10 protein-coding genes are annotated in these 13,745 nt (G+C 47.3%); 5 read left to right on the top strand and 5 right to left on the bottom strand.

Going from position 1 to position 13,745, the window contains the following annotated elements; translation table 11 throughout:
* Positions 1 to 300: 300 nt before the first annotated feature.
* Together hflC and hflK are read right to left on the bottom strand one after the other, a co-directional pair.
* The gene (hflC, locus tag VNN20_01040; GenBank protein HWP90772.1) at positions 301 to 1,179 is read right to left on the bottom strand and encodes a protease modulator HflC; all 879 of its coding nucleotides are present in this window, start codon (positions 1,177 to 1,179) and stop codon (positions 301 to 303) included.
* Between the two features lie 78 nt (positions 1,180 to 1,257).
* Positions 1,258 to 2,274 carry an FtsH protease activity modulator HflK gene (gene hflK / locus VNN20_01035; GenBank protein ID HWP90771.1) on the bottom strand — a complete coding sequence of 339 codons (1,017 nt, stop codon included), beginning with the start codon at positions 2,272 to 2,274 and terminating at the stop codon, positions 1,258 to 1,260.
* Positions 2,275 to 3,064: 790 nt separating this feature from the next.
* On the opposite strand from hflK, the gene gcvT reads away from it, so the two are divergent.
* From gcvT to VNN20_01015, 4 genes are all read left to right on the top strand, one after another.
* Positions 3,065 to 4,153: a glycine cleavage system aminomethyltransferase GcvT gene (gcvT, locus tag VNN20_01030; GenBank protein ID HWP90770.1), complete on the top strand. Its 1,089-nt coding sequence runs from the start codon at positions 3,065 to 3,067 to the stop codon at positions 4,151 to 4,153.
* A 400-nt stretch (positions 4,154 to 4,553) separates the two neighbouring features.
* Positions 4,554 to 4,835, top strand: coding sequence for a hypothetical protein (locus tag VNN20_01025; protein HWP90769.1), 282 nt, complete (start codon positions 4,554 to 4,556; stop codon positions 4,833 to 4,835).
* Positions 4,828 to 7,608 (top strand): bifunctional [glutamate--ammonia ligase]-adenylyl-L-tyrosine phosphorylase/[glutamate--ammonia-ligase] adenylyltransferase, encoded by a 2,781-nt coding sequence (glnE, locus tag VNN20_01020; protein HWP90768.1) that lies wholly within the window; start codon positions 4,828 to 4,830, stop codon positions 7,606 to 7,608. The genes VNN20_01025 and glnE overlap by 8 nt, the downstream gene beginning before the upstream one ends.
* A 174-nt stretch (positions 7,609 to 7,782) precedes the next feature.
* A complete protein-coding gene (locus tag VNN20_01015; GenBank protein ID HWP90767.1) occupies positions 7,783 to 9,195 on the top strand; it encodes an alkaline phosphatase family protein in 1,413 nt (470 codons plus the stop codon).
* A gap of 7 nt (positions 9,196 to 9,202) precedes the next feature.
* Here VNN20_01015 and VNN20_01010 read toward each other — a convergent pair whose 3' ends face one another.
* From VNN20_01010 to VNN20_01000, 3 genes are read right to left on the bottom strand one after another with little or no spacing between them, the layout of a single operon-like run.
* Entirely contained in the window at positions 9,203 to 11,155 is a 1,953-nt protein-coding gene (locus VNN20_01010) for a BatA domain-containing protein (GenBank protein ID HWP90766.1), read from the bottom strand.
* An 8-nt stretch (positions 11,156 to 11,163) separates the two neighbouring features.
* The gene (locus VNN20_01005) at positions 11,164 to 12,036 is read right to left on the bottom strand and encodes a DUF58 domain-containing protein (GenBank protein HWP90765.1); all 873 of its coding nucleotides are present in this window, start codon (positions 12,034 to 12,036) and stop codon (positions 11,164 to 11,166) included.
* 39 nt (positions 12,037 to 12,075) lie between these two features.
* Entirely contained in the window at positions 12,076 to 12,570 is a 495-nt protein-coding gene (locus tag VNN20_01000; protein HWP90764.1) for a CarD family transcriptional regulator, read from the bottom strand.
* Positions 12,571 to 12,810: 240 nt separating this feature from the next.
* On the opposite strand from VNN20_01000, the gene VNN20_00995 reads away from it, so the two are divergent.
* The coding region (locus VNN20_00995; protein ID HWP90763.1) for an FAD-dependent oxidoreductase at positions 12,811 to 13,745 on the top strand (935 nt) is incomplete at its 3' end.

The following is a 13,745-nucleotide window of genomic DNA, read 5'->3' as shown; positions in this document are numbered from 1 at the left end:
ATGCACTCCGGGGATACTGGTTGTTACCGGAAGTTTATGCAGGGAAGAGATTTGTTAATGGGATAATGGTAGAAGAAGTAAAAGTAAAGCAAAAAAGGAAGGCCGCCTGAATGATTTTTACACACCTATTGAAAAAACCCCTTCCTTACAATTCGTATATTGACATCGCGTAGTTAGAAAACCTGGCCGTAGCCAGTAGACAGCAAGCTGTCATTCCCGCATGCCTTAAGCGGGAATCCAGTATTAAATTATTTGTAGATGCCCGATTGACGTATCCGGGCATGACAGAAGGGACTAGGTCTACTCACTCAACTCCTTTCTTTGGAAGAGCTTGAATATCTCCGAGTCAGTAGAGAAAACTCCGGTTGTCTTTTGATTAAGTGATTTGTCGTAGGTCTCGAGCGTTCTTACGAAGGAATAAAAATCGGGGTCCTGGTCATAGGCCCGGCCGTAGATCTTTATCGCTTGGGCGTCGCCTTCCCCTTTTGTAATCTGGGCTTGCTTGTACGCCTCGGATATAATAATCCTGCTTTCCCTGTCAGCCTCCGCCCTTATCCTGGTTGCTTCGCTCTGTCCCTCCGACCGGTATTTTTTCGCCTGTCTTTCCCTCTCCGCCACCATCCTTTGGAACACCGACTGCTCATTCTCCTGGGGCAAGTCGGCCCTCTTGATTCTCACATCCACTATCTCTATTCCGTATTCTTTTGCCTTCTCGTTGCATCTTTTGGTTACTTCTTTCATGATTGTTTCTCTCTGCTGAGCGATGACCTCAATCTGGTCGTGGCTGGCTGTCTCCACTCGTAGTTCCGAATACACTATGTCGTCGATCCTCGACTGTGCTCCGGGTTCATTCTTCACCGTCTGCAAAAATTTAATTGGGTCCTCGATCCGCCACCGGGCGTAGTTATCCAGTATGAGAGTCTTCTTATCCTTGGTTATGATTTCTCTCGGCTGTGCATCGTATTGAAGAAGCCTTTTTTCAAACTTGATGATGCTTTGATAGGGCCAGGGCCATTTGAAATGAAGTCCGGCGTCTTTAGCCACCTTCACCGGATTCACTCCCCACTCAAGCACTACGGCCTGCTCGGTCTCATCCACTGTATAGAGCGGTTTGAAGATGTAGATGCCTATAAGTATGACGATGATTAATAGGACTAAAGCCTTAATCCTTCCCAGCATTATTTTTCTCCATGTGAAAATGGCCCCAAAGACACCAAGATACAAAGTTCTTATCTTTTCTTAGTGTCTTAGTGGCAATTACTTATTTAATAGTTCCTTAATCTCATCAGCGTTTTTCCCCTTAAGCTCCAGAATGTTGAGAGACGAGTTATTCTTCGAGTCTATGATAAATTTATCCATACCGGATAGAACCGATTCCATGGTTTCTAGATAGAGTCTTTTTCTGGTTACATCTTCGGCCTTCTTACTCTCTTCCAGAATCTTCGTGAATCTATCGGCCTCCCCCTTGGCCCGGTTTATCTTCTCTTCCTTGTAAGCCTGTGCTTCGTTCAGGAGCTTTTGTGCTTCTCCCTGCGCTCTGGGTATCACCTCGTTTCTATATGCCTCCGCCTGATTGATGAATTTATCTTTATCTTCTTTTGCGCTGGCCACGTCTTTAAAAGCGCCTATAACCGGCTTGGGCGGCTCGACATCCTGTAACTGAACTGCGACAATATGTATCCCCGCTTCGTAACTATCCATTATTTTTTGGAGCAGGATGCCTACCTCCGCCTGGACTTCCGCTTTTCCCACGGTTAAGACGTAATCGATTTCCTTGTCTCCCACGACCTGTCTCTTGGCCGCTTCCGCTGCATCTCGGAGGACCGTTTCTACATCTTTAGCATTGAATAGGTACTCCTCTGCGTTTTTAATTCGGTACTGCACTATGAACTCGGAGCTAACTATGTTCAGGTCGCCGGTGAGCATCAATGATTCCTCCGGAACTTCTCTATAGCGTGACGGGGGTCCCGGGTCAACAGTCCTGAAGCCGATTTCTATTCTCTTTACCTGTGTAACTTTGGGTTTCTGAACCTCTTCGATGGGCCAGGGAAGCTTGAAGTGAACGCCGGGGTTCTCAGTCCGGTTGTATTTCCCGAACCTTTTAACAACACCCTGCTCGTCGGCCTCTACTATATAAAAACAGGAAAAAACAATCCAGGTTCCTATGATTAGGTAAAGGATAATGCTGGGTATAGACTTTCCCCATCTTTGCTCTGGAAGCGGCTCTCCGCCGTTTATCGCTCTCAGTTTTCGGAATCTTCTAAAAATGCTCATTGTATATTTCAGTTAATATACATAGTATCCTTACTCTTTATAGGAACGCCAGTGCAAAAATGCGTAGAGGCGCGACTAATCGCGTCTCTACAATAAGCTACCATGTAATTCTAGTAACGATCTAGATTAACGAGCTACTTAACTCCAAAGTTTCTTGGCAGTGTTGTGATTTCTATTAATACCTTATAATCCGTCTTTTTGTCAATAAGCCCTTTCGTAGCTAAGTTTGTATACCTCTGTCCAAATCATATCCGTTCAAATAAACCAGGTAAGGTCCGATAACATTAGTTTTTAGAAATGAGATTTCTTCGGTCGTAGAATTTATCCCATCAGGGGTTTACCCTGAGGAAATCGAAAGGCTCAGGACAGGCTCCGGGCACTTCCACTCGCTGGATAAGATTCGGAATAAGTACATCGGCATCCTTCGACGAGGCTCAGGATGAGCGGATGCATGCATCCGCTAGTAATAAGAGATAATAAACCCGTTCATTCTGAGCAGGTCCCCCGGTTTAACCGGGGGATGAATGAACACCTCAAAAATCCGATCCTTAGTATAGCCATTAGATAAACTCGTTCGTCACCAGCCCTGCCAGAGGTCTCATGGAGGGCCATCATCTTCTTTTGGCGGCGATGCAATCTCTTATTTTGGACAAGTTTTAGATCCTTCATTAATCAGTGCGTATGGCCATATGCCTCTACACGAAGACGGCCTGAAATTTGTACTGTTTTTAGTTAAACTTTAATTCTAAATCGTTAGTTCTCGTCATAATCTTCGTCAAGGAAAGAAAATATGAAAAAGACTCCGCTCTATGATATCCATGCCCGGCTAGGCGCCGTCTTTGGCCAATACTCAGGCTGGCTAATGCCAAAAAACTACGGCGACCAGTTGGAAGAATATAAAACGATAAGAAGTAATGTCGGCATCATTGACCTTTCTCATCGGGGCAAGCTCCGCCTGAGCGGTAGGGAGCACATCAAGTTCCTACAGGGAATGTTGACAAACGACGTGAATAAGCTGGGGGTGGGAAAGGGTTTATACGCCACTCTTCTTACACCCAAGGGAAGAATGCTAGCAGATATGAGGCTATATCGCCACGACGAATTTGTGCTCTTAGATTTAGAGCCGGGATTGAATGAAAAGGTAGGGGAACTCTTGACGAAGTTCCGCTTGTCCTGTAGAGCGAGTATAGAGGATGTAACTGAGGGCCTTGCCCTGATCTCCGTTCACGGCCCCAATTCTGGGAAACTGCTCCGGAAGGCTTTAGCTGAAGAGATCCCTGAATTGAGTGAATATGATTTTTTGAAGAGAGATATATTCGGCTCTCAATCGACCATTGCAAGAATAAACCGCACCGGGGAGGAAGGTTATGATATTTTTGTGGGGTCCGGTTTGGCTTTGGAACTCTGGGAGCTTCTGACTAAGAATGGTGAGGAGTTTGGAATAAAACCGGTTGGACTCGATGCTATGGAAGCTCTGAGGATAGAAGCGGGCATTCCCAGATATGGCGTGGACATGGATGAAGGAACTATCCCGATCGAGGCCGGCCTTTGGCACGCTCTAAGCTTCGACAAAGGATGCTACGTGGGGCAAGAGGTGGTCGCCCGGATCAAGTGGAGGGGGCATGTGAACAGGCATCTGGTAGGGTTTGTAATTGAAGGGGAGGAGCTACCCAAATCGGGCGACAAGATCTTACACGGAGAGCGTGAAATCGGGCAGATAACCAGCAGTGTGTTTTCTCCGTCCCTAAAAAAAGGGATAGCTCTGGGCTACATAAGAAGGGAATTTATAGAGCCGGGAACAAAGGTTTCGGTCAAGCTAGAAGAGGGTAAAATCGAGTCGGCGGAGGTTGTGAAGACGCCTTTCTACGTGAAGCCATGAACGGCCAGCCGGTTACCACTAATACACTAATATACTAACGTTTTTGAATCCAGAAAATGCTTAAAATTATTTTTGCCTACATGATGTACTTAGCTTGTTACGGAATTGCCACTAAATTTTCATCGTGAACAGATCCACTTCGTCCGGTGTAAACCAATCGGACGGAAGGTGTCATTTCAATCACAATACCTGGCCATGACCATTGAGCAGATTTACGATTTCACAGGCAGAGTGCGTGGTAACCGCTATCAAGCCGGGATGAATCATTATCCCGAATCCTTCGGCTTCTCGGGATAAACTACTACGAAGGTGAAATAGGGTTAGGACAGCGCTTGGGTAGCGGTAACCATTGTTTAACAACTCAAGTTAAACCTAATACCGTTTATGGTAGAATTGTGGTATGAAAAAGAGAGAGTTAAGCGACCTGCAAAAGGCAAGACAGCATTTCATCAGAGCCACCACCGAGTGGATAATAGGCACCGGGTTTGCTCTAAAGGGGGTAAGGAACCTCGTTCGTGAGGGAGACGGCAAGAAGCTCATTTCCGATTTGACCGGAAGGTTTGTGGGCAGGGGGCTCGGCATGATGATGAATCTGGCTGAAATGTTAAACCAGATGGAGCAAAGCAAATCCAAGAGACCGAAAAGCTCCAGGAAGAGAACGAGGAAGATTCGTGTTGAGTAAGGTTTTTCCAGACCCGGAAAACGCGGAAAATGCGTTAGCGCTTTTCAAAGAGTTTCATGGAACTATTCCCAAGCAAAAAGAGGAAATCCTTTACCTGATTGCCTCCTACAGCCGTTTTCTGGGTAGGGCCATTATAAGCTACCCGGAGATACTGGACACCTTTTTCACCCCCGAGTTTCTGCAAAGTCAAAAGCCTCTCCAGAAAACCCTGGAGGAGACCATCGGCATCGCCAAGAGCTCTAAGACCGCTGAACTGCTCATGGCCAGGCTAAGACGGTATAAATATAAAGAGATTTCCAGGATTATTTATCGAGACATCATGGATTTGGGCGGTTTTCCAGAGATAATGGAGGAGCTCTCGGACCTGGCCAGCGGTATATTGGAGGCGGCGTTTAGATTTTTTAAGGAGGAAATGCAGCTCAAAAACCTGGGGAGATTCGTGATAATAGGCATGGGAAAGCTGGGGGGTAGAGAACTCAATTTAAGCTCTGATATCGATTTGGTCTATCTATATAAAGACCTGGGAAATCCGGACCCTTTCTTCAAACTGGCTGAAAGAATTACCAAGACAATCAGCGCCGTCACTAACGAAGGTTTCATTTATAGGGTTGACCTGGGGCTTCGTCCCGGAGGCGGGAAGAGCGCCATTGCCGTGTCGTATGAGGGAGCAATCGAGCATTACTTTTACTGGGGTGATACCTGGGAGAGAGCGGCACTCATCAAATCCAGGCCGGTTGCCGGGAACATTTCACTAGGAGAGGAATTCAACCGGGAAATTGAACCTTTTGTCTATAAGAAATTTCTAGACTACGCTTCCATAGAAGACCTGAAAGATATGAAGACCAAGTTGGATAAGCTCCATAAGAGACACGACGTAAAACTGGGAAAGGGAGGTATTAGAGAGATAGAGTTTTTCATACAGGCATTACAACTGGTTAATGGCGGCGCCCTCAGTGATTTGAGGGAGAAAAACACCCTTAAGGCTTTGGAAAAACTCCTCGCCAACAGAATCATCGAGGAGCCGGTCTTTAAATCCTTGACCTCTTCATACTTATTCTTGAGGAAGGTCGAGCACGCCATTCAGTTGGCAGACGAGCTTCAGACCCATAGGATCCCGGAGGACCCGGACAGCGTGGATAAGCTGGCTAAGAGACTTGGGTTTAACCGCCGGGAAGAATTCGAGCGGGAATACCAAAAAATGACCTCCCAGGTCTCGACAATATACGACCGGCTTTTCTACGAGCCGTCGCGTAAGATCGAGGAAGAGGGAAAGGAATTCTGGGAATTAGCCGATTTTCTGACGGAAGGCCATATAGCCGAGGATGAGGCCAGAGAGAATTTAAGGAAGCTTGGGTTTAAGTACCCGGAGACAGCAATAGAGCTTTTTGGCGTCCTCCTGGATACAAAGAAGGGAGGGCTCACCCAGAGAGGAAGGAGCCTGGTACGAAAGATAATTCCAGCCTTCTTGAGTAAAGTCATAAACTCTCCAGACCCAGACGCCGCTCTTCGAAACCTGGAGCGCTTTATCTCCGGCATAAGATTCCGCACATCTATATACGCCATGCTTGCGGAGAACCCGGAGATACTGGAATTGCTCTCAAGGCTATTTGCCACGAGCGGATACCTTTCCAACTTCTTGATCAAGCACCCGGAGTATCTCGACATTCTCACCTTGAAAGAGGTATGGAAGGAGTTTGAGTCGAAAGAGGACATGGTGGAAGAACTCAGCAGGGTCATCGATGAGGAGAAGGAGTTTGAGGATAAGCTGGATGCGATTAGAAGGTTTAAGCATGTGGAGACTCTAAAGCTATGTTTGAGAGACTTAAACCGGGAAGTGGACCCACTCTACGTCGGCGACTATCTTTCCATGTTGGCGGAAACGGTGATGGAAGTCGGGCTCTCGCTAGCCATAAAGACTCTGGGACGGAAGCCCCGGGCTAAAAACAAGGCCTCGGACATGGTAGTAATGGGCATGGGAAAGCTGGGAGGTAGGGAGATGAGCTATAACTCTGACCTCGATATCATCTTTATCTACGATGGAGATGACCATGAATTCTTCTCCCGTCTGGGGCAGAAAATGATATCAGTCCTATCTACACCAACAGGTGAAGGCTACGCCTACAAGATAGATATGGGCCTTAGGCCCTCGGGTAGGTCCGGAGCGTTAGTTTCATCGCTTGAATCCTTCAAAAAGTATCATGAAGAAAATGCCCGGCTCTGGGAAAGACAAGCCCTTATCCGGGCAAGACCTTCTGCCGGAAACATGGAACTGGGAAAGAGGGTTATGGGGGCAGTGGAGTTCTTTGTCTATGAAAAACCATTGAACGAAGATTTTCATAAGGAGATTGACCACCTCCGGTTACGCATGGAAAAAGAATTAGCCAAGGAGAGTGAGAAGAAGCTCAATCTGAAGACCGGGAGGGGCGGTATTGTAGACATAGAATTTCTGGTACAAATGCTCCAGTTAAAATTCGGCCGTGATTACAGACCGGTTAGAACCCAAAACACCCATCAGGCCCTCGAAGCCTTGAATAGATGCGACCTGATCGATGAGGATACATTCCGGGTGTTGAGGGACGGTCTTTATTTCCTGAAAAAAATGGAGAACATGCTCAGGCTTCTCCACGATGGGGCAACCAGCGAGCTTTACGAAAACGATTTCCGAAAGCTTGCTCTGGAGCTTAATACAAAAGGGGACGGTGAAAAATTAAAAGAAACGTATATCTCCAAGACAAACGAGATAAGGAGAATCTATGAGAGATATTTTTCTTGATTTTATTAGCCGGGAATGAAAGACAATGAGGATGCAAGGTGCAGGATGCATGATCCATGGTGCATTATATAGTGTATCGGGTATCATGAATGATGTATCCATTGTTTTTTCTTTTACCTTTTCCTGTAATGCGTGTTCATTAGTGGCTAAAAAATCTTCTTTTCCGGAGAGCGGATGGAGCGGTTTAAAAGTTGCATATTAATCATGGCCGACGGCGCCAGGGCGGATGTCTTTCAAGAGCTGCTGAGACGAGGCGACCTACCACACATATCCAAATACATAGTGGAAAAGGGAACCTATACCAACGCCGTCTCCGTTTTTCCGTCCACCACCGGTCCGGCCTACGCACCGTTTATCCTGGGAAAATTCCCGGGTAGGTGCAACCTCCCCGGCATCAGGTGGTTTGATAGAAGGCTATATTCGAAAAGGCTTTTTTCCCTGTTTCGGTCAAGAAGCTACGTGGGCATCGAAGGCTTCCTCATGAACCGGGACATTTCCAAAGATACCCCGACACTGTTTGAGGTATTTCCCGGGAGTTCTAGCATCCTAAACGAGCTTTCCCGGGGAGCCGGTCTTCGGGGGGATAAAACCCGGTTTCGAAGAATCTACTACAAGCTCAAGAGCCATTTCACCGACCACTGTGACGAAGTGGACATAGCCGCCAGGAGGATTCTCCTCCAATCATTGATAGATTCCCCCCAGTTTACCTTTACCGTGTTTCTGGGTATCGATACCTATTCCCACCTGAACCATCCATTCCACGACAAGGTGATACAATCCTATTCTAGAATAGATGAAACTCTCGGTCTTCTCGGCAGATCCCTGGAGGCTCGAGGGAAACTGGATGAGACCCTCATCATAATCGTCAGCGACCACGGGCTCACCCAAACCCATTCCCACTTCGATTCCCTCGAATTCATGAACCGGCTCGGCTTCAAGACGTTCTATTATCCAAACATCTTCAGGTTCTACGCCGACGCCGACGCCGCCAACATGGTCTCGGGAAACGCCATGGCCCACATTTATATAAAGAGCCCGGAGGGCTGGGGACGCCGGAGCAATTTTGAGGAGCTTTCTGAGGTTGTGGACAAGCTTATGGAGAGACGAGAAGTGGACATAGTGGCGGGATTAGATGAAAAAGGCCGGGTGAGAATCAGGAGTGAAAGGGGAGAGGCTCTGACCTGGCTCGACGACCGGGGAAACATAAGATACGAGCGTACCCTTAGCGATCCCTTCGGGTATAACGGACTTCCCGACAATATGAGTCTTGATGAAGCATTAGAACACAGCTTCGATACGGATTATCCGGATGCCCTTCTCCAGCTTATTCAGCTCCTGGAGTGTCCCCGCTCGGGTGACCTAGTGGTTAGCGCAAAACCGGGGTTCGACTTGAGGGCCAGGCATGAGAATCCGGAGCACCGCTCGTCCCACGGTGCGTTATTCCGGGAGCATATGGTCGTCCCCTTGTGCATCAATAAGGAGATTAAAAAGAAGTTTGTAAGAACGGCTGACTTATACCCGACCATAGTTCGCCTTCTGGGCCATCCCGTTCCGGATTGGGTAGACGGGACAAGCCTGGTTGACTAATTGCACCTCACCGGTAGTAGAGAACCCGGAATATGGATTCCGAAATGAATAGTGCGATAACCCCCCAGAGAAAGTAACCCCATATTTCTCTGAAGACCTTGACCAATCCGCTTTTCTCATCGTGCTCCTGAGGTATGGTTTCAAGCGAGATTCTCTCATGGTCGGATTCGCGGGGGTCTGTATTTATGGAGAAGCTGTACAACGATTCTCCTCCATCCTCAACCCTATATATCCCGGGCACGCGGGTGTGGCTAAACTTTGGTCTTTCCCTGGCAACCCTGAATTTCTCCCCGTCGGGCGTTATAACAGTCGCCTCTTCCGCCTGCTTAGTAAACGCAATATCGACCATGTCCCCTACCGTGAAGTTTCTTCTCCGAGATTGGGCGTCCTGCGACAGGTCGAATATCTTCTTGATGGTGGGAAGAAATACCGGGGTCAGGGGGAAGCTATTCCAACTGGTATCGGCCGTCGAGGCAAAGAGGAATACGCTTCCGGATTCTACATCCCTCCGGAGTAGAAATGGAGAATCGTTAGAGGAATTCAAAAGGATAATGGAATCGTTTGCCGGCTTGAGACCGAATAGTTTTTTTACCTCTGCTCGGTCGTATCCTCCGATATCTTGAGCAAAAGGCCCATCCGAAGTAGCGGCTTTAAGAAAATATTTGCCCTCGGATAAAACACCGAGCTCTGCCGGAAGGATTTTAAAAAGGGCATTATACACCTCACTTTTTACCCGATCTCCCGGGAATATGACCAGCACTCCTCCATCTTTTACACGGTTCTCTATTTCCTCTGCTTTCTCCGGGGTTATGTCTCCTACGTTGGTCAAAAGGATTAAATCGTATTTCTGGAGCTCGTCGTTGAGAAAAGTATCGTTATCCTCTATCTCCAGGCTGAGAGGAGATATCTCTGAGATGGTCTCCACCGCGCGGGCAAGGTAATACGTTTCACTAAGCCTAGCGTCTTCCCTGGGGTCGCCGTCAACCATAAGCACCCGTAGTCCCCGGTTTTCAGGAAGGACAAAATATCTGACATCATCCAGGGTAAGATTATCGTGCTCGATCTCCACTTTACCCAGCAAATCTCCGCTGGAAAGCCTATCTTTGGGAAAAATAAACTCTTTAATTTCCTCCCCCTCCGGCTCAATCTCAAAGAAGCCTTTGATCTCCTGGTTGCCTAAGGAAACTGTGGTCAAGAGATTCTTAACCCCGTTCCTGGAAAAATTCCTTACATGAACCATTATCCTTATCCATTCCTCTTCATCCTCGAAATCTATTTCCGAGATGGTGCGGTTTTCCATATCCTTCCCCGAAAGAACATCTACCGGAACAAGCCATGCTCTTGAGAAGTTTTCTCTACGCCAGCCGTTTCTCTGGAGGTCGGTAATAATTATCACTTCTTTATCTCGGTTAGGAGTCTTCTGAATCAAACCGAACACCTCTTCCAGCCTTCTTTCATTATCAGTGAATGAATAGGACTGTTTTATGCTTTCCAAGTCCTCTTTCATCCTCGACTTATCCACTGTGATACCCGGTTTTATATCGCCCTCCGGGACGAGTGGCAGCACTGCTCCGAAGCTTCCGTCACCGAGGGAGTCTATTATTTGCTCGGCTCTCTTTCTGGCGACCTCAAAATTATCGCCGTAGGCCATGCTCAAGGAATTATCCACGACGATAGCGACCGATTTCGGTTCAGCCGTATTCACCGGAGAGAGGGAAAACAAGGCTGGCTTCGAAAATACGAGCACGAGCATAACCAATACCAAGGACCGGAGAAAGAGCAGGAGAAGGTCTTTTATTCTTGATTTCCGCGCTGACTGGCCCTGGGAAGAAAGCAGAAAGGACACCGCGGAAAAGCCCTTTTTGACCCCGCTTTTCCTGGATATCAAATGTGCGACGATGGGAAGGAGAACTGCCGAAAGCCCTATCAGAAAGAGTGGATTTAATAAGGAAAAATTCAACTTTGCCTCTATCTGTCCGCAATTTGGATCAGAACGTCTTCTAACGGAGCATTCAACGGGGAACGAACATACCTAAACCTGCTCTCATGACACAAGAGTTTTAATTTATCCATGAAATCCCTCATCCTCTTTCTATAAGTATCCTTGATGCTTTCAACGTCGACCAGAACCTTATTCCCGTCCTCCAAGTCCTCAAACTCGATTGATCCACTGAAATTGAAATCTATCTCATCCGGATGCAAAACCTGGAAGGCGATTGTCTCTTTTCTAGACGAGCGGAGAAGCTTGAAGCATTCCTCCACCGACTCGATGTCGGCGAGAAAATCGGACACTATGACGAATGCCGCATCTCTATTAATCTTCTCGATCACCCTGGAGACCGGTTCTTTAATCTGGGTCTTACCGGAGGGCTTTAAGTGTTTTAATTTTTCAATTATGGGAGCTATATTATATGCCCCGGCCCGGGGTGGGAGCATATCTATATACTCATCGCTGAAATCGGCTATCCCCACGGAGTCCCCCTGCTTAAGAAGAAGGTAGGCCAGCGTTCCGGAGAGCTTTTTGGCGTAATCTAGCTTATTCCTTTCCTCCGACCCATAACCCATGGAGGCGCTTCTATCGACCAGTATTAACCAGGTCAGGTTCACTTCATCCTCGAACTTTCTCACGTAAAGGCGATCGAGCCTGCCGTAGAGCCGCCAGTCCACGTGTTTAAGCTCGTCGCCACGAGAGTATTCTTTATATTCCAGGAAATCCGGGCTTATACCTTTGAAAGGGCTTTTGTGGATCCCCGCTCTCACCGCTTTCACCGGGGTGGAAATACGAAAAGAGAAAGCCCGGAGCTTTAGAGCGGCGTCTACGTCTATAATATCTTGCGGCATATACTAAGGAAAGGGATAGCTAAATCGCGGATAACGTGGCTACTGGCTGAGAAGCTTCTCGATTTCTCCTGCAACCGACTCTTCTTCTAGGCTCTTGGCTATGGAGATTTCCTTGATCAACAAAGCCCTCGCCGCATCCATGATCCTTCGTTCCCCGAAGGAAAGTTCCTTTTCACTCTGGAGGAGGTAGATATCTCTCAGGACAGTAGCGACTTCCAATATATTTCCACTTTTTAACTTTTCCGCATACTCACGGTACCTCTTATTCCAGCTCTGGTGGCCGTTGCCGGAGTTACTAGCCCTTTTTTTGCCCCTGAGTATACGATATATGCTGGGAATTTCAGACTTGGTTATTACCGGTCTCAATCCGACAATCCCGGCATTATCGGTAGGAACCATTACGGTAGCATCACTATCGATAACTTTAAGTATGTAAAATGCCTTCTTGGTACCGCAAATTTCTTTAATCTCTATCCCTTTTACCTTAACAACGCCGTGAGCGGGATAAACGGCCTTCGCACCTACCTTGAACATTCTCTCCTTTCCTTGGCGTTGGATTAAACTACAATATCATAATTTGAGTAGATGGTCAACCATGGATAGCCGCCGCCAAAAATACCCATGTCATTACCAGTTTCCATGAATAGAATATAATAAACTATGATTGATTAAATAAGTTACAATGCTAAAGCTACAAAAGAGGGCGGCGGATAGTTGATAAATGATTATAAGCGTGACAGCAGTTATCGAGACCAACTCGACTAGGGGAGTGTGATGGAGTTAGAATGTGAAATACTCATCGTCGGTGCGGGCATAACCGGTCTTACCATTGCACGGGAGTTGGTTAGTCGCAATGCCGAGGACATCATCATCATCGACAAAGAAAAAACATTTGGGACCCATGCCAGCGGCAGGAATAGCGGGGTCCTCCATTCCGGGGTTTATTACACACCCGACTCTTTCAAGGCTAAGTTCTGCGCCCAGGGGAACCGTCTAATGAAAGAGTTCTGTAAGGAAAAAGGACTGGCGCTAAGGGAAACTGGAAAGGTAATAGTGGCCAAGGACGAGGACAAGCTTCAGGGACTCTATGAGCTTAAAAGAAGGGCTGACTTAAATGAAGTGAGGTCAGTCGTAATCGACCAAAAGGAGCTTTCTGAGATAGAGCCGTATGCGGTAACGTGGGAGAGGGCTCTTTACTCGCCGGATACTGCGGTAATAAACCCCAAAGAGGTGTTAAAGGCCCTAATCGATGAGTTGAAGGAATCTGGTAAAGTCAAAATCCTATTCGATACCCCTTTCTCCGGGCTAAGAAATGACCACACGGCCATGAGCGGACAACGGACAATACGCTTCAAGAAGTTTGTGAATGCCTCGGGAGCCCAGGCGGACAGGGTAGCCTACTTCTTTGGGGTCGGAGGGGAATATAAGATATTGCCGTTCAAAGGAACCTATAAAAAAATAAGGAAAGAAAGTTCTTATCTGGTAAAAGGCAATATCTACCCGGTGCCGGACCTAAGAAACCCCTTCCTGGGAGTGCACCTCACCAGAAGCATAGAGGATGAGGTATATGCAGGCCCTACCGCCATTCCCGCTCTCGGCCGGGAAGACTACGGTTTGTTCGACGGTCTTTCTGGAGAAACATTATCCATTCTTTACCGGGATGGAATCCTTTTAACCAGGAATGAAGCCTTCAGGAGTGCTGCCTGGAG

This window comes from Thermodesulfobacteriota bacterium (genome assembly GCA_035559815.1).
GTDB lineage: Bacteria > Desulfobacterota_D > UBA1144 > Nemesobacterales > CSP1-2 > DATMAT01.
This window is presented reverse-complemented; position numbering and strand designations above follow the sequence as displayed.